Origin of the sequence: Burkholderia sp. AU18528, from assembly GCF_002223215.2 — a bacterium.
Taxonomy (GTDB): Bacteria; Pseudomonadota; Gammaproteobacteria; order Burkholderiales; family Burkholderiaceae; genus Burkholderia; species Burkholderia semiarida.
On record NZ_NKFC02000008.1, the window covers coordinates 167,979 to 183,991 of the forward strand.

Genomic DNA, 16,013 nt, shown 5'->3' on the forward strand with positions numbered 1-16,013 from the left:
CCTTCCGAGCGCGATCATGATCGGCGAAATCGATATCTTCGGCGTGTTCGTGCCGGCCCCGCTCGTGCTGATGCTGATCGCCTACCTGATCAACATCGTCGTGCGCGCGGTGCTCGAGCGCGTCGGCTTCTACCGCCTCGTCTGGCACCGTTCGATCTTCGACCTCGGCATCTACGTGTTCGTGCTGGCCGCCGTCGTGATCGTGTCCCACCAACTCGTGGCTACCTAACGTGAAAAAATCCTGGCTCTCGGCAGGGCAAGTCCTGCTCACCCTGATCGTCGTCGTCGTGGCCGGCCTCGTGCTGTGGCGCATCATCAACTACTACATGTTCTCGCCGTGGACGCGCGACGGGCACGTGCGCGCCGACGTGATCCAGGTCGCGCCGGACGTGTCCGGTCTCATCACGTCGGTGCAGGTTGCCGACAACCAGGAGGTCAAGCGCGGCCAGGTGCTGTTCGTGATCGACCAGGCGCGCTACGCGCTCGCGGAGCGGCTCGCCGAAGCGACACTCGCGCAGCGCCGCGCGACGCTGGCGCAGGCGAAGCGCGAATACGCGCGCAACCTGCAGCTCGGCAACCTGGTCGCGAGCGAACAGGTCGAGGAAAGCCGCACGCGCGTCGAGCAGGGCGAAGCCGGCGTCGCCGATGCGCAGGTGTCGCTCGACACCGCGAAGCTGAACCTGCAGCGCACGACGATCGTCAGTCCCGTGGACGGCTACCTGAACGACCGCGCGCCGCGCGTCGGCGAATACGTGCCGGCCGGCCGCGCGGTGCTGTCGGTCGTCGATCGCCATTCGTTCCGCGTCGACGGCTACTTCGAGGAAACCAAGCTGCGCGGCATCCATATCGGCCAGCCGGTCGACATCATCGTGATGGGCGAGCCGCATGCGCTGCGCGGCCACGTGCAGAGCATCGTCGCCGCGATCGAGGATCGCGACCGCACGCAGGGCGCGAACCTGCTGCCGAACGTGAACCCGGCATTCAGCTGGGTGCGGCTCGCGCAGCGCGTGCCGGTGCGCGTCGTGCTCGACGAGGTGCCGGACGATTTCCGGATGATCGCGGGCCGCACCGCGACCGTATCGATGCGCGGCGCCGACGCGCGCCGCAACGCCGACGCGAAGCCGACGGCCGGTGCCGGCACGGCGCCCGCGGCATCCGGCGCGGCGGGAGCATCGCAATGAAGCGGCATGCCCTGCGCGTCGCGGCGACGCTCGCGCCCCTGGCGCTTGCACTCAGTGCATGCAAGTCGGTCGGCCCCGACTACACGCTGCCGCAGCAGGCGTACGTCAATGCGCCGCTCGCGAATCACGCGCTCGACGACGCGAACGGCGCGCTGGTGTCGCGCGACGCGGTGCCCGGCAACTGGTGGCAACTGTACGACGACCCGGTGCTCGACGGGCTCGTGCGCGATGCGCTGAAGTCGAACACCGACCTGCGCGTCGCCGCCGCGAACCTCGCGCGCTCGCGCGCGGCCCTGGTGGCCGCGAATGAACAGGGCGGATTCTCGGGCGGGGCGGAAGCGGCCGTGCAGCGCGCGCAGGAATCGGCCGAGCAGTACCTGCTCGAAAACAAGCTGCCGGTCGTCAACGAAGGTATGGTCGGCATCAACGTGTCGTACGAGCTCGACCTGTTCGGCAAGCTGCGGCGCGGTGTCGAAGCCGCGCGCGCGGACAGCGAGGCCGTCAAGGCGGCCGGCGACCTCGCGCGCATCACGGTCGTGGCCGACGTCGTGCGCGCCTACGTCGAAGCATGCTCGGCCGGCGACGAACTGGCGATCGCGAAGCGGTCGCTCGCGCTGCAGCAGCAACGCGTCGCGCTGTCGCAGCGGCTGCGAGATGCAGGACGCGGCAACCAGACCGACGTGACGCGCGGCGTGACGCAGGTACGCACGCTCGCCGCCGACATCCCGCGCTTCGAAGGCCGCCGCAAGATCGCGCAGTACCAGCTCGCCGCGCTGCTCGCGCGCGCGCCGGCCGACCTGCCGAAAGCCGTCACCGAATGCGAGCGCCTGCCGAAGCTGCGTCAGCCGATTCCGATCGGCGACGGCGCCGCGTTGCTGCGCCGCCGCCCCGACGTACGCGAAGCCGAGCGGCAACTCGCCGCCGCGACCGCCCGGATCGGCGTGGCGACCGCCGCGCTGTACCCGTCGGTCAGCATCGGTGCATCGGCCGGCTCCGTCGGCGTCGCCGCCGACCTGTTTTCATCCACCACGAATCGCTGGTCGTTCGGACCGCTGATCAGCTGGTCGTTCCCCGTCAACGGCCAGCGTGCGCGCGTGCGCGAAGCCGAAGCCGCGACGGGTGGCGCGCTCGCGCACTTCGACGGCGTCGTGCTGAATGCGCTGCGCGAAACGCAGTCGAGCCTCGCGACCTACGCGGCCGACGTGCAGCGCACCGATGCGCTGCGCACAGCGTACGAATCGGCCCGCAATTCCGCCGACGAAACCCATCGTCTCTATGCGGCGGGCCGCGAGTCGTTCATCTCCGATCTCGACGCGACGCGCACGTTGACGAGCGTGCGGGCGCAGGTCGCGGCGGCCGAAGGTCAGGTCGCGGCCGACCAGGTGCGGCTCTTCCTCGCGCTCGGCGGAGGTTGGGAGAGCGACGGCGCGACAGGCACCGGCTCCCGCGCCGCGACACCTGCGAGCGGCCCGTCAGCGCCGTAGCGCCAGCGCCGTCGGCCCCGTCACGCAGGTATGACGGTACACGCGGTGGCCGCGAGTTTTCGCCGGTTCGCGCCGTGGCATCCGCAGCGCGCCGCGCCCCGCGTTGACGGTACACTCGCCGATGCACTTCCATTCATCTGCCGCCGCTGCCGGCCCGGCCGCGGCACCCACCCGGAGAGTCATCATGCGAACCAGCGCCCGCAACCAGTTCGCCGGCCAGATCAGCGCCGTCAAACCCGGCGCCGTCAACGACGAAATCACGCTGCGCACGCAGGACGGCCTCGAGATCGTCGCCGTGATCACCCACGGCAGCGCGGCGTCGCTGGGCCTCGCGGTCGGCACGAACGCGTTCGCACTCGTCAAGGCGTCGTCGGTCATCGTGATGGTCGGCGTCGACAGCAGCAAGGTGTCGGCCCGCAACTGCGTCGCGGGCACCGTCGCGTCGGTCGCGAAGGGCGCGGTCAATTCGGAGGTCGTGATCAAGGTCACGAGCGGCGCGGAGATCATCGCGATCGTCACCAACGACAGCGTCGATCGTCTCGGCCTCGCGAGCGGCGCCGCCGCATCCGCGATCTTCAAGGCATCGAGCGTGATCGTCGGCGTCGAGTGATCGCGTGACGATCGCGATGGCGATTCATTGTGCGCCGCGCATGCCCGTCAAACCGCGGGCGGGTTGCCGGCGCGCGTTCCGCGCTTCCAACCTGATCCGGCCGCGCGCGGCTCGCGGCACGCGCATGCCGGCGCATGCTTCTGCAACATGCCGGCAACCGCCATGGCCGACCAATGACCGGCTTTCCGCGCTTCCCATAAACGGTCACCTTGCGCCCCCCGGCGCGCGTCGCTCACGACGCGGTCAATGCCGATGCCGGTGATGAATGTCCGGAAAATGCGCGTGGCTGTGCGCGATCGGCAGATGCACGTGCGGATGCGTGTGCGGTTCGTCGCCGTCATACGGGAAGTCGTGCGTGTGTTGGTGATGGTCGTCGTGCCGATGCCGATGCGTATGCTCGAGCCGCTCGTGCGCATGCGTGTGTTCGTGCCGTTCGCGCACATGCAGCCAGATGCCGAGCGCCATCAGCGCGGCCGCGATCCAGAACGTCGCGGGCGGCAGTGCCGGCCAGATCAGCAGCGACAGCACGACCCCGAACAGCGGTGCGATCGAAAAGTACGCGCCGGTGCGCGCGCTGCCGAGATGACGCAGCGCGACGACGAACAGCACGAGGCTGATCCCGTAGCCGCCGAGCCCCGTCAGCATCGCCGCCGCCGTGACCGGTATCGCGGGCAGCGTCGCGCCGGTCGCCAGCGCGATGCCGATGTTCACCGGCCCCGCGATCAGCCCTTTCAGGCACGCGATCACCATCGCGTCGTTCGCGGCCACCTTGCGGGTCAGGTTGTTGTCGATCGCCCAGCACAGGCATGCGCCGACGATCAGCAGCGCACCGACCGGCACACCGGCGCGGCCCGGTGTCCACGACAACAGCGCGCCGCCGGCGACGATCGCCACCATGCCGACGAACACCTGCGTATCCACGTTCTCGCGGAACACGACCCACGCGATCACAGCCGTCAGCACGCCTTCGAGATTGAGCAGCAACGCGCTCGTCGCCGCCGGCGTGGTCGACAGCCCGAGCATCAGCAAAGCCGGGCCGGCCACGCCGCCCGCCGCGATCGCGCCGGCCAGCCAACGCAGGTCCGCGCGCTGCAGCGGTGCGGCATCCGCGGTTGGCGCGCGACGGCCGTACCAGCCGTGCAACAGGATTCCGATGCCGAGCCCGACGCCACTGCCCAGATAGAAAAGGCCTGCGACCATGAACGGCGACATCGCGCCGATCAGCGCCTTGGCGAGCGGTGTCGCGGCGCCGAACAGCGTGGCGGCGGCGAGCGCGACGAAAATCGCGGAATGTCTCGGGTTCATGATCCGGTTTGAATTGACGTTGAAGAGCCCGGCTTCGCATCAGCCGGCATCGGTTATCTTTCGGGATGCAAGCCGCATGCACGCGCCGAGCGGCCGTAAACGGACGATCCAATCGCAATTATCGCGCGCCATCATGTCACGACGGCCGGATGGGACCGCACGCACGGAAATCGACGTTTCCCGTCTATCAATTCGGAAACCGAAATATATGACTGAAGCTGCAATTTGCTCGGCTGTGCAAACCGTCTACGCGGGGATATGAAAAAGGCGGTGCATCGCGCATGCGGCGACGTTCGACGGACGTTCGTTGTCCGGTCGTGTGGCTCGTTCAACGTGAGAGAGTTGCGTACCGGCAGATCGGACGCCGGTGGAGGGAGTCCCGGCCTGCCTCGGTCCAGGCAGGCCGGTCTGTCGTGTCATGCGCCGCATGCGACGGGCATGTTGGCATGTGCGGTGCAACGAGCCGCGGCGCGATGCCGATTAGTCGTTGCTGGCCGTTTGCTGTTCGACCTGCGGCGCGGCGTCGTTCTGCACCTTCGCTTCCGCTTCCACTTCGGCTTGCGCCGGCTGCGGCGCGGCAGCGCCCTCGGCCTGCTGCTCGGCCTTCGGCTGCTGCGGCGCACCCTTGGCCGATTGTGCCGCGCCCTTGCCCGGACGGCGAGCCTTCAGCCGGCGCGCCCGCGCCGCGTCGTCGTGCGTCACGCGCCCGGCTTCGTTGCCCTGCAGGTCGACGCGCACCGCGTCCTCGACAAGGCACGACCAGTAGCGGTTGCCGCGGCACCACGTCGACATCGCTTCGCGCAGTTCGGCTTCGTTGAGACCGATGGCCTGCGCCTCGCGTGCGAGATCGTCCCAGATGCCGACCTTGAGCGGTACTTTGGGGGCCGGATTCTTCGGGAATGCGCGCGGAAACTTCCGCTGCAGTTTGCCGATTGCGACGATGACCGGATCGACCGGGGCCGACGGCTTCGCCGAAGCAGGCTTCGCCCGATGCTGCGCCTGGGCGGCGGCGCCCGGCTTGGCGCCGCGAGACGGCCGGTCGCCGGACTTCGGCTTCGCGCCGGCGTCCGTCGGCGCTGTCGGCCGCTTCGCGTTGCGCTCCTGCTTGGCCTTCGCTGCGAGCTGCGCCCGCAATTCGGCAAGTTGTTCAAAACCCATAAATTCAATCCACCAGGAATATAAGGTGTGGTTCGTGCGGCCCTGCCGCGCGGCTTGCAAGCTTCGCCGCCATGCGTGCGGCCGGTCTGCCGCCGGTGCGGAACACTACGGGGCCGCATCGCGCACGTCACTCTGTTTTCAGGCACCCGGCCTCGATGCCGGACAAGGCAGGAGTGGAAGTATACCGGTACGCGGGACAGCCGGCTGACTCGCCGGTCCGCATTTGCCCGATCCAGGGTGCCGGAAATGCGTCCGCGCGGTCGTGTTGCGCATTATATGGATACGTTTCCGGATGTCACGCCATTAGAGGCCACTACCGGAAATCGGGGCCGGGGCGACATGCGATGAACGGTGTTCCGCGTGACGGATGTCGAACCGCGGCGCGTTGCGTCGCCTTCGGACATCGCGCCGCACGCCGCGCCTCGTTTGCGCCGGCATCGCTGTACGACTCGTTGCGTCCGCATCGATCGTGGCGCGGACGAAGATATCGGAAAGTGCGTAGTATGGCCAAGGCAACTTCGTTGGCGGCAGGGCGCGCGTGCTTTTCACCGCGCGCCCGATCGGCCGGGCGCGATCCCGTCGCCTGCGAAAAGGCCCGGCGACACGAGATGGAGCGAATGCATGGTTTCCCAAGACGACACGCCGCACGACGGCATCACGCGCGAGGAGATTCACCATCGGCAGATCGACATGCGCGGATATCGGCGCAGCGATGGCCTGTTCGAAGTGACGGCGTGCCTCGCGGACCGCAAGACCAGCGATTTCACGCCGCCTGGCGGCACACGGACGGTCGCGGCGCTGACGCCGCTCCATGATCTGGGCGTGACACTGGTCTTCGACATCGACATGGTCGTGCGCGCCGTATCGACGTTCATCCGTTCGCATCCGTATGCGCAGTGTCCGGGCGGCGGCGACTCGCTGCAGGCGCTCATCGGGTTGAACATCGGCGCCGGCTGGAACAGCGAGGTGCGCAAGCGCCTGCCGTCCTGCGACACGTGCACGCACCTGAAGGAATTGCTCGGGCCGATCGCCACGACGGCCTATCAGACGATGGTCGGCATGCGGCGCTCGTCGCTCGATTACCGTGACAGTGAAGGAAAGCCGCTCAAGATCGACAGTTGCTACGCATACGGCGCGTCGCGCGATCTCGTGAAACGTCTTTGGCCCGAATACCATCGATCCGCGGCAACCACAAAGGACAGTTGAAGCCTTGGCATTCGGCCGATTCGGCGTTGTTTGCGGAATCGGTATTGCGCGAATGGAGCCGATCCGACCTGTGCCGATACGGCAGATCTGCACCGCCGCATCCGTCGTCAGAAAACCCCCAGCACGAGCCCCGCGGCAAGCCCCGCACCCAGTTCGGCGCAGCGCGCAAGCTCGTCGCTGCCGATCGTCTTCGTCGCGAGAATACGCTCCGGCGTCTGCGCATGCGTGCAGACGATCAGGCCGGGCGCGACGCTCTTCAGCCGCCACCCGGTCGCGATCCGGTCGATCTGGCGCAATGCGTTCTGCCCATCGCTTCCGGCGCAGATCATCGCCGCATACGGACGGCCATTCACGCGATCGAGCGCCGCGTAATAGCAGCGATCGAAAAAGTCCTTCATCAGCCCGGACATCGCCGCAAGATTCTCGGGCGTCGCGAACAGGTACGCGTCGGCGGCCAGCACGTCGTCTGCGTTCGTCGCGTCCGCGCGCTGCAACCTGACGTCGACGCCAGGCTGCGCGCGAGCCGCATCGGCAGCCGCTTCGGCCATCTGCTGCGTGCCCCCGGTCATCGTGTGATAGACGATCAACAGCGTCTTCATGGATAGATGCTCACGTTCGGCTTCGGATGCGTCGACGATATCGCTGTTTCGGCCGGCCGCGCGGCCGTCACATGCGGGCGCCATGTTGCGTCGGTTGCCCGGATCGGCGGTTCGGCCGACGCCCCGTCGGCGCGTGCATCGGCCACGACGTCGATTTGACCGCGCCTGCGGATGCTTTCGGATGCGCGTTCAGTCTTGCGTGCGACGCGACACGGCGCCGTCGTCCGGGCGCGCGTAGTACGCGAGGAACATGTCGGCAGCCGACTCCGCGACTTTCTGTTGCTCCTGCGCCGTCAGCGGCGGCTGCCCCATCGTGATCTGCGGCCAGAACGCGAACGCCTTCACGGCGCCATGCAACTGATGCGCGGCGAACACCGGATCGGTCACCGCCAGACGGCCGGCCGCAGCCGCCGCCCGCACCCACACCGTGACGTCTTCCTCACGCTCGCCGAGGCGTTCGACCATGTCGCGGGCCCGTTCCGGCGAATGGATGGCCGCGCCGATCGCGACGCGCGCGAGCGCGAGAAAGGCCTCGTCGTTCATCAATCGCAATTTGCGGTCGAGCAGCGCAAGCAGTTGCGCGCGCAACGGCACGTCGGCGCGATAGGTCGGCGAATTGCCGGTCCGGGTCGCATCCCACAGCTTGTTCAGGATTGCAGCGAACAGCGTCTCCTTGCCCGGAAAGTGGTTGTAGACGGTGCGTTTCGACACGCCCGCGCGTGCAGCGATGCGATCCATGCTCGTCGCATCGTAGCCCGCCGCAAGAAATTCCTCGATTGCCGCATCGACGATCGCCGCGCGCTTGCGGTCGGTCAGACGCTGGGGGGGAGTACTGGTATCCATACGGAAATTTTACACCGGGCAGTTTACTTATCTCGAAAATAAACTACACTGCTCGGTGTACTTTATTCTCCGGATGAACCGACATGGCATCGCCTCTCGTTTTGATTCACCGCGTGCTGGGTTTCGCGGCCGCCCGGCGTGGCCGGACGCTGTCCGGCGGTTCGCCGCAGCACAATGGCGAGCGCTTTGCCAATGTCGCACCGCGCCCTGCCGAAGGATTGGGCAAGACGCTGGGGATCGCGTGGAACATGCTGGTCAACAAGCCGCGCCACACCGTGCCCGCCGGCGCGCTGCCCGTCGATTCGCTGACCCGCGCCGAACTCGACGCGGCGCCCGATCGCAGCCTGTACCGCCTCGGCCATTCGACGCTGTTGCTGAAGCTGCGCGGCGAATTCTGGCTGACCGATCCGGTGTTTGCGGAGCGCGCATCGCCGTTCCGGCGCATCGGTCCGAAGCGCTTTCATGCACCGCCGATCGCGCTGGAAGATCTTCCGCCGCTGCGCGGCGTGATCCTGTCGCACGATCACTACGATCACCTCGACCGCGACACGGTGCTCGCGCTGGCTGCAACCACCGGCGTGTTCGTGACGACGCTCGGTGTCGGCGATCGGCTGATCGAATGGGGTATCGACGCGACCAAGGTCCGCCAGCTCGACTGGTGGCAAAGCATCGACGTAGCGGGCCTGACGCTGACGGCGGCCCCCGCCCAGCACTTCTCCGGGCGCAGCCTGTTCGACGGCAACAGTACGCTGTGGGCGTCGTGGGTGATCGTCGACGACGATCTGCGCCTGTTCTTCAGCGGCGATACCGGCTATTTCGACGGCTTCCGCGAGATCGGCGAGCGCCTGGGGCCGTTCGACGTCACGCTGATCGAAACGGGCGCCTATGATGCGCAATGGCCGTACGTGCACATGCAACCGGAAGAAACCGTGCAGGCGCACATCGATTTGCGCGGACGCTGGCTGATCCCGATCCACAACGGCACGTTCGACCTCGCGATGCATCGCTGGCAGGAACCGTTCGAGCGCGTCACGGCGCTGGCGCTCGTGCGCGGCATCGAGCTGTCGACACCGAGGATGGGCGAACGCGTCGATCTCGATGCCCCGCATCGTGGCGAACGCTGGTGGCGCACGGTCGACGAGCGCGCGGCAGCGCCGGCGGCGAAATCTCGACGCTGGCAGCTTTGCGCGTCGGAGGCGACGAAGTAGTTCGCCAGTCCCGGCACGTGCCTTCCGGAAGCGGGCCGTCGGACCTATCCGCGATTCCGGGCGGTGCACTCGTTGCCAGCCGCCCCTGCACGTCGACTGCCAGCCCGTCGACCCGATTACCTCAATAGAGAAGATGCATCCAGTACCCGTCCGATACCTGCCCGCCCAACGAGACGACGCCGCCACCATCGCGGCGCTCGACCAGGCAAGCCACCGTTCAACCGGCCGCGGCCGCGAGAACGAACTGCGACAGATGCTCGCGGAGCGCGTCGCGAGATGGACCGATGGTGTCGATCATCTCAACACGGCCATTCCCAATCTGAGCTTTCATCGACGGGAAGCGCCGACGCAGCCGATGGAGTGCATGGTCGAGCCGAGCTTCGGCCTCGTCGTTCAGGGCGCGAAGCGGGTCATGCAGTGCGGGGATGCGTACCTCTACGACGCCGATCGCTTTCTGATTACATCTCTCGATCTGCCCGGTTCGACGCAAATCATCGAGGCCAGCCCCGGCAAACCGTTTCTGGGGCTCGGCCTGAAGCTGGATTTCCGCGTGATGGCCGAACTGATGATGCAAGTCGCGCCGGTTCACGACGATGTACCAGCAGGCCGCGGACTCGTCGTCGGCGACATGACTGAACCGCTGTACGACGCGCTCAACCGGTTAGTCGCGCTGCTGGACGACCCGAACGCCATTGCCGTTCTCGCACCGTACATCGAGCGGGAAATCTATTATCGGCTGCTGACGAGTGACCAAGGCGCCCGCCTGCGCCAGATCGCCTCCACCGGCAGCCAGTGCAACCGCGTGTCACGCGCGATCCGGTGGTTGCGTGCTCACTATGACGAGTCGTTGCGCGTCGATGATCTCGCGGCACAGGTCCAGATGAGCAGTTCGACCTTCCACCACCACTTCCGTCAACTCACCGGCATGAGTCCGCTGCAGTATCAGAAATGGATACGGCTGAACGAGGCTCGCCGGCTGATGCTGGCGGAGCGGCTCGATGCTGCGTCGGCAGCATTCACGGTCGGGTATGCGAGCCCGACTCAATTCAACCGCGAATATAGTCGGCTGTTCGGTAATTCTCCCCGTAGGGATATCGACAGCCTGCGAGGGAGAGCGGATGTCGCTTTGTCTGTCGTCGCGAGTTATTGAGCGCGACGGGTGGCCGTCGATATGTGCCGACTTTGACGGCATTCATAACGTGCGGGATTAGGTTCTCGCATACGACGTCGATTGGGCTCACGCTGTTCCGAAGACTACGTTGTACCGACCACGCTCGGGACTCCTCCCGCACATTTCCGACGCCGGCTTCTTCTCGTAATGCTCCGTGACTCCGTAAATCGCGCCCCACACATGCGTTGTCACGTGACAACTGACGCAAAATGGCGGTGTACCGTGCAGCGAATGGGCGGCACGTGACTCAGCAGGCGCGGACTCGCCCGCATAGCGAGGACCTACGGTGCATAGCTCATCTCGGGTCGTATCAAACACTACAAATTACGTATAAAAAATGACGAATTTGACGGCGATCTTCCCTGCGTTCGCGATGGGTGCTCGAAAAAGGTATGCGCCCCTATTTTCGAGCATCAACGCACTCATTTTTCGTGAAACAACGTGAAGAAGGTAGCGCAAGTCGTTGCCACATAAGGGTTTCCAGCCAGCGTCGATTTTCGCAGAATGTTTCACGACCTGACCCGTTTGGACTCGTCCCAGGCATTCGACGCACGAATTCGGCATGAATTGCGGTGCATACGCCCGGTGATTCCAGATGGGTTGAGCCCTTCAGTGGGGGCGCATGCCTCGAAGCACGCCCCGCCCTATCGGCGACTACCAGAGGCCATGCAAAGCTGCATGCCTCTTAATAAATGGGGACACATCAAGCTCACTATGATATCTGGGTACGCCTCAGCAGTCGCTCGCCGGTATTGCGCTAGTACGTGCGACATAAGGAGCCGGGAGGCCAGCCGATCAAGTCGGGGTCGCCACCTCCAACTGTCCCGTTGAAATGGCAACGGGACTCTTTACTTCCCACGGTTTCCTGTGGCTCGAACTTCCGGGCTCTGCTTCCGGTTGTCACGTGACAACTCACCTTCCGCTTCACGGTTTCGTTGACGAACCGGAATCTATGGTCCACGCCTGTCTTCCCGAGCAATATGTCTCTTAGGCCGCGTAGCATCGTCCAATGTCAACTGTCCCTTGACGATGTCAAGGTATCTTCGAGGCCGTTTTGCGCTGTTTGTCACGTGACAACTCACCCCGCTGCCGCATAAGCATGCGTAACCACAGGCTGCGCATCAGTAGATGTATTGAAGTGATTTCGTCGCGGCCAACGTCGTAATCGCATCGAAGGCCTCCGCGCACCGTACATGCCGAGAAGAGTCGATATCCGGCAACTTGTCACGTGACAACCGGTTGTTTTCGCGATGCCAACGACGACGCCCGCGCGACCGCGCCGATCAGCGTCTATCAACGGCACGAAGTCGTATCAAGTTTCGAGTGAAACCAAAGCACGATGAGGCACCCGGCCTTCGCCCAACCGAATTCGTTATGGCGCCAAAGAAAAATCCAGTTTTTCACTTCGGCGTTCTTTTTTGCAACCGTAATGGCGTGTTTTTTACGAATCGATGGTTTAGCAACGCCTGGCCGTTCGGCCTATTTGTCACGTAACAACCACAGCGATCAATAAAACGTTCGTGATATTGAACGCATTTCTGGACATTCTGCAAATAACTGCATATATTACGCAAAACTCCTTGGAGGAATTTAATGGCTTTCAAGATCGCCGTCAGTAATCAAAAAGGTGGGACGGGAAAGACGACCATCTCCGTCAACATCGCGGCTGCGTTCGAAGCCGGTGGCAACAAGGTTGCGTTGATCGATGCCGACCCTCAGGGCACTTCCGTCCGGTGGGTCACGAGCGGCGAAAACACGCTGCCGATGACGGTGCTTTCGCTGGCTCCCGCCGGCCGCGGCATCGGCGGCGAGATCAAGAAGCAGGACGCGAACTTCGACGTGATCGTCGTCGACTGTCCCGGCAACCTCGAAGACCCTCGTATCGCCTCCGTCCTCGAAGTGGCGGATTTCTGCCTGGTGCCGCTTTCGCCGTCACCGGCCGATCTGTACAGCACCGTCGCGATGATCCGCATGATCGAGTCGATGCGCGCCGTTCGAAATCCTCAACTTTCTTCCGCATTAATGCTGAATAGCGTTAATGGAAAAACTAAAATGCGTGAAGAAATTTTAAAAATTTTAAGGGCAGAAGAAATAGGGGAGCATCTGCTCGACAGCCAGATCGCGCAACGCGAGGTCTATCGTCAGACGTTCGCGCTCGGCACCACGATCCATCACCACAATCGATACCTGAAGGGCCTGAAGGAAGCCCGCGCGGAAATCGAAAAGCTGGTCACGGAAATGGCCCAATACATCGCGTCGACGCGCGCTACCGGAGCCGCCCATGGCTAAGGACACCTCGAAAGACAAGAAGCCGACCGGCAACCTGCATCTGGCGGCCGGCCTGTTGCGCGGACTCGCGCAGGAAAATGCGGCGCTCGAAACGCGGCTGCCCGAGCCGGCGGCCGCACCGGTTGCCGTCGCCGAAGCCGCGCCCGCCGGTACCCCGGCCGCGACCACGCCCGCCGGTACGACCGATCTGGGCGCGCCGCAGAAGGTGCTGGTGAAGGACTGCATCCCGAACCCGTTCAACCCGCGCGTGTTCTACTCGGAATCGAGCCTGCACGAGCTTGCCTTGACCTTGAAACGGGAAGGGCAGATCGAGCCGATCAAGGTCACACGGCTCCCCGAGTTTCCCGGCAAGCTCGTCGTGATCGACGGGCAACGCCGACTGCGCGCGACGAGCATCAACGGCGACGAGACGATCAATGCGACGTTCCGCACGGATCACACGCCCGAGCAGCTCTATACGATCGCGTATCGGGCGAACCACGACCACGAACGCCAGACGATCTTCGACGATGCGGTCGCGTGGAAACGTCTCCTCGACGAGAAGGTCTTTGCCGACCAGAACACGCTGGCGGAGAAAATCGGCAAGGACAAGGCGTCGATCAGCAAGACGCTGTCGCTGAACGCGCTGCCGAACACGCTGCTGGAGCGGATGGCCAGTGCCAACGACGTGGTCGGCCTGCAGGCCGCGTACTTCCTGAAGCTGATCTTCGAACGCCTGGGCGAGGCGACGGCCGACCGGCTGCTGACGGCCGTGATCGAGCGGAAGAAATCCGTCCGCGATCTCGAGAATTTCCTGCGTGCGCAGAGCGACGGCGCCAAGAAGGCCGGCCGCACGCGCTACAGCGTTCGTCATGATTTTGCGCTCGAATCGCGCGCGATCGGCCAGTTGAAGACTTATCCGGACGGGCGCCTGGATCTGCAGCTCAAGGGCGTCGACGCATCCCACCAGGAAGCGCTCGCCGACAAGCTCAAGACCGTCATCGACGCGTACGTCGCCGCTCTGGCGGCGGCCACGCCAAAGTAACGCGCCCCCGGCAAAAGGCCTCGCTCCGCGCGCTGCGTCGCGAAGCCGGACCGCAACACGGTCCGGTGCACGGCGCGCACGACGGCGGGGCCTCGTTCAGTTGCCCGCGAGGCTGCTTTTCAGCAGGAATTCCAGCAGGTCGTCCGAGGTAGGCTCGCCCCACGTATCGAGCGCCAGCCATCGGAAGAAGCTCGTCTGCGCAAGCTTGCTCGCCTTCTTCTTCGGCGACAGCGTCAGGTCCTTCGAACCCGCCACCGTCTCGTTGTAACGCTCGATCAGCTTGGTCTGGTCGTCGATCTCCAGCTCGCGGAAATACGCGCCGGCTTCCTCGACCTTCGCCGCCAGATACTTGTCGCGAATCTGTTCCTGCTTGCTCTGCGCGGATTCCTTCGCCGGTGCGGCCGCTTCGGTTCCCTGCCCGTCGGCCAGCGTGTAACCGTGCGTCAGCGCCTTGCGGAAATACGCGGCGACGTTGTCGACCGGCGCCGCATTCTTCTTCGTGGTTCGATTGAGCGTATAGGCGATCGCCGCCTTGATGCGCTGCACGCCGTATTGCGTGATCAGCCGGCGCGCTTCCGAGCGCGGAATGCCGAACTTCGCGACTTCCTCGACCAGCGCTTCATTCTTGACGTCGCCTTCTTCGACCGTATCGGTGCTCTGCTTGCGCGTTACCTTGAACTGCACGGCTTCCACGCTGCGGCCGGATTTGTGTTCGATCAGCTCGAGCGTGTGGTCCGATACTTCGTTCACCTCTTGAATGCACGGCACCAGCACCTTGCTCTTGAACAGCTTGTACTCCTTGTACGACTGAGACGCCTTGTCCTGGCCGAGAATCAGGTCACGGAATTTCGGCAGAGGGATCTTCGCGGTGATGCCGATCCCTTCGTAGCGCACCGTGTTTTCCCATAGCGCAAGCGAGTGCGACCGCCGGAACTCGCGAGCGATCCGCATATCGATCAGCGCGTAGATCTCGGGGTTGAGCAGTTCGCTGCGAATCTGGTCGGAGAAGCTGTACTTCAGCACCGATTGCTCGAGTTCGGCGCCGGCGAGCAGGCCTGACGCTTTCCAGACCGTCGAACGGTCCGCGGCCAGGTAGTCCCAGTTGACGACGGTGCTGATCAGCGAGTTGACCGTGTCCTTCACGTACTTCGTGTTGTTGCTGTTCAGCCCGCTCTCGTGCGACAGCGACGCGATCGAGATCGAGAAACTGGTCCGACCCGGCTCGAACGCCTCCTGCCGAAGCGCGTTCTTGATCAGCGAGCTGAACATCTTGCGCTGCTGCAGGCCGATCTTTCCCGACTTCGGCGCGATATGAATCGCCTGGACCGCCTTGCGCAGCAAGTCGGGTGGCTCGGGTGTCTGAAACAGCGAAACCTGTTTGTCTGAGCCTTTGCTTGCGGGCTTGCGCGGCATCGTGGTGTCCGGGTAAGGTTGCCTTATTGAGAGCGGACTTTATACCTTTTCGCGCGGCGGAGCAACGCCCTTGCTCCAGCATCACTTTCACTATCCTTCTTAAGCATCAGATAACAAAGGAAAAATTTTAATTGATAGACTTGTGCAGAGCCCCATATCCGTCTACCTTTTGATCAAAATTCCTCCCAAAAGCCGCTACCTTTCCTGTCGGCACCGGCAAACCCGGCACAAGATTTGCCACGACGAAGGTAGCCATCCATGGGGGCAAATGAGCGGAATCGAGATCGTCGGGACGATTCGTGGTGCCCCGCAGCACCGCCGCTGTTTTCTCCCATAACTTGCTACCTTCATCGATTCCCATAGGAGGGTACCTGTCAGCATCCTCGATAGTCTTGCTGTTTGTCCCGAAGGTGGAAAACGCTCCCATAAATGGCAACCACTCCGTTTCCCCATAAAAGGTAACCTGTGTACGGTATCGGCCCTGTCTATGGGAAGGCTTCGTGGAACCTGCGGGCGCTAGAC

The 16,013-nt window shown here is 64.3% G+C and carries 15 protein-coding genes; 9 read left to right on the top strand and 6 right to left on the bottom strand.

Annotated elements, in window-relative coordinates; all coding sequences use genetic code 11:
• Positions 1–16: 16 nt before the first annotated feature.
• From CFB52_RS30295 to CFB52_RS30310, 4 genes are all read left to right on the top strand, one after another.
• Complete coding sequence (locus tag CFB52_RS30295; RefSeq protein WP_006481008.1) at positions 17–229, top strand: DUF1656 domain-containing protein; 213 nt, start codon at positions 17–19, stop codon at positions 227–229.
• Between the two features lies 1 nt (position 230).
• Entirely contained in the window at positions 231–1,181 is a 951-nt protein-coding gene (locus CFB52_RS30300; protein ID WP_059579517.1) for an HlyD family secretion protein, read from the top strand.
• Positions 1,178–2,665 carry an efflux transporter outer membrane subunit gene (locus CFB52_RS30305; RefSeq protein ID WP_059579520.1) on the top strand — a complete coding sequence of 496 codons (1,488 nt, stop codon included), beginning with the start codon at positions 1,178–1,180 and terminating at the stop codon, positions 2,663–2,665. Before CFB52_RS30300 ends, CFB52_RS30305 begins: the two co-directional genes overlap by 4 nt.
• A 184-nt stretch (positions 2,666–2,849) precedes the next feature.
• Positions 2,850–3,275 (top strand): molybdopterin-binding protein, encoded by a 426-nt coding sequence (locus CFB52_RS30310; protein ID WP_059579522.1) that lies wholly within the window; start codon positions 2,850–2,852, stop codon positions 3,273–3,275.
• A gap of 243 nt (positions 3,276–3,518) precedes the next feature.
• On the opposite strand, the gene CFB52_RS30315 is transcribed toward CFB52_RS30310, so the two are convergent.
• Both CFB52_RS30315 and CFB52_RS30320 read right to left on the bottom strand, forming a co-directional pair.
• Positions 3,519–4,580: a DMT family transporter gene (locus CFB52_RS30315; RefSeq protein WP_059579523.1), complete on the bottom strand. Its 1,062-nt coding sequence runs from the start codon at positions 4,578–4,580 to the stop codon at positions 3,519–3,521.
• A 480-nt stretch (positions 4,581–5,060) separates the two neighbouring features.
• Complete coding sequence (locus CFB52_RS30320; protein ID WP_059579526.1) at positions 5,061–5,738, bottom strand: ProQ/FinO family protein; 678 nt, start codon at positions 5,736–5,738, stop codon at positions 5,061–5,063.
• Between the two features lie 621 nt (positions 5,739–6,359).
• Between CFB52_RS30320 and CFB52_RS30325 the strand changes: the two genes are divergently transcribed.
• Positions 6,360–6,944: a DUF2889 domain-containing protein gene (locus CFB52_RS30325; RefSeq protein ID WP_059898153.1), complete on the top strand. Its 585-nt coding sequence runs from the start codon at positions 6,360–6,362 to the stop codon at positions 6,942–6,944.
• A gap of 107 nt (positions 6,945–7,051) precedes the next feature.
• On the opposite strand, the gene CFB52_RS30330 is transcribed toward CFB52_RS30325, so the two are convergent.
• Together CFB52_RS30330 and CFB52_RS30335 are read right to left on the bottom strand one after the other, a co-directional pair.
• The gene (locus tag CFB52_RS30330) at positions 7,052–7,543 is read right to left on the bottom strand and encodes a flavodoxin family protein (protein WP_059579532.1); all 492 of its coding nucleotides are present in this window, start codon (positions 7,541–7,543) and stop codon (positions 7,052–7,054) included.
• A 189-nt stretch (positions 7,544–7,732) separates the two neighbouring features.
• Positions 7,733–8,386: a TetR/AcrR family transcriptional regulator gene (locus CFB52_RS30335; RefSeq protein WP_059579536.1), complete on the bottom strand. Its 654-nt coding sequence runs from the start codon at positions 8,384–8,386 to the stop codon at positions 7,733–7,735.
• A gap of 83 nt (positions 8,387–8,469) precedes the next feature.
• Here CFB52_RS30335 and CFB52_RS30340 point away from each other — a divergent pair, with 83 nt between their 5' ends.
• The 4 genes from CFB52_RS30340 to CFB52_RS30355 all read left to right on the top strand — a co-directional run bounded on the left by CFB52_RS30340 (position 8,470) and on the right by CFB52_RS30355 (position 14,078).
• A complete protein-coding gene (locus CFB52_RS30340) occupies positions 8,470–9,594 on the top strand; it encodes an MBL fold metallo-hydrolase (RefSeq protein ID WP_099318292.1) in 1,125 nt (374 codons plus the stop codon).
• Positions 9,595–9,727: 133 nt separating this feature from the next.
• The gene (locus CFB52_RS30345) at positions 9,728–10,744 is read left to right on the top strand and encodes an AraC family transcriptional regulator (RefSeq protein ID WP_099318293.1); all 1,017 of its coding nucleotides are present in this window, start codon (positions 9,728–9,730) and stop codon (positions 10,742–10,744) included.
• A gap of 1,614 nt (positions 10,745–12,358) precedes the next feature.
• Positions 12,359–13,054 (top strand): ParA family protein, encoded by a 696-nt coding sequence (locus CFB52_RS30350; protein ID WP_006497839.1) that lies wholly within the window; start codon positions 12,359–12,361, stop codon positions 13,052–13,054.
• Positions 13,047–14,078 carry a ParB/RepB/Spo0J family partition protein gene (locus CFB52_RS30355; RefSeq protein WP_099318294.1) on the top strand — a complete coding sequence of 344 codons (1,032 nt, stop codon included), beginning with the start codon at positions 13,047–13,049 and terminating at the stop codon, positions 14,076–14,078. Before CFB52_RS30350 ends, CFB52_RS30355 begins: the two co-directional genes overlap by 8 nt.
• Before the next feature lie 96 nt (positions 14,079–14,174).
• On the opposite strand, the gene CFB52_RS30360 is transcribed toward CFB52_RS30355, so the two are convergent.
• On the bottom strand, positions 14,175–15,491 hold the full coding sequence (locus CFB52_RS30360) for a replication initiation protein (protein ID WP_059579547.1): 1,317 nt from the start codon (positions 15,489–15,491) through the stop codon (positions 14,175–14,177).
• A gap of 127 nt (positions 15,492–15,618) precedes the next feature.
• The gene (locus CFB52_RS34460) at positions 15,619–15,852 is read right to left on the bottom strand and encodes a hypothetical protein (RefSeq protein ID WP_144029779.1); all 234 of its coding nucleotides are present in this window, start codon (positions 15,850–15,852) and stop codon (positions 15,619–15,621) included.
• Positions 15,853–16,013 lie beyond the last annotated feature (161 nt).